Here is a 740-nt window from a genome sequence, read left to right on the forward strand (position 1 = left end):
GTTTTGATTAATATGGCTTTAAGGACACTATAACTATCTGTGAGTTGGGTTATGCTTATCTTCAGCGAAAAGCCTATAATTAGAAGGGGGGCCTTTATAAGGAGTCTAAATATAAAGATAAGTAGGGTAAGTAAAAACCTAGAGGATAAAGTAAAAGTATTAGATGGTCTCTTTCTTTGGCATATTTGAAAGTTTACTATGATATTTAATTTAACCTGTATCATAAGATATTATTAGTTAAGAGAGTATCAAGATTAAAATTTAGTACTTAGATTATTTTTGCTAAAGGGAGGTGTTGGGTCGCTATGGTATATTTAGTGTTTGTTCAATAGCTTCCTTAACAACTATTATGAAATTGCTGCGAGAGTGGCGGAATTGGTAGACGCGCTGGATTTAGGTTCCAGTAGGTAATTCCTGTGAGAGTTCAAGTCTCTCCTTTCGCACCACCGCTAAAACTATATTAAAATTATCTGCTTTGAGTACAGCTTTGCTAATCATCGACGAGATTTAACTCTTCATAGTAAAAATTTCAAGAGAGGTTCAAAAAGAAAAATTTGATCTCATTAATAGAAAAGATTAGGGGATTGAAACAACGTTTGATAGTTACAGTCGTAGGTGAAAATATCAAGAAAGCTTATATCAAAGCAGGCTTAAAATAATCATTCAAACGGTAAAATTGCCCACATTTCAAACGAGAAATGTGCATTTTAAAACCCTAAAGCAGTGTGGTTTGGTAAGTC

Annotated in this window: 1 tRNA gene; it reads left to right on the plus strand. The window is 33.4% G+C overall.

Annotation, left to right across the window (positions count from 1 at the left end):
* Nucleotides 1-360 precede the first annotated feature (360 nt).
* Nucleotides 361-446 (plus strand) — tRNA-Leu (locus CLERM_RS00695).
* The last annotated feature ends 294 nt before the right edge of the window (nucleotides 447-740 follow it).

Source organism: Coxiella-like endosymbiont (genome assembly GCF_002871095.1).
Classification (GTDB): domain Bacteria; phylum Pseudomonadota; class Gammaproteobacteria; order Coxiellales; family Coxiellaceae; genus Coxiella.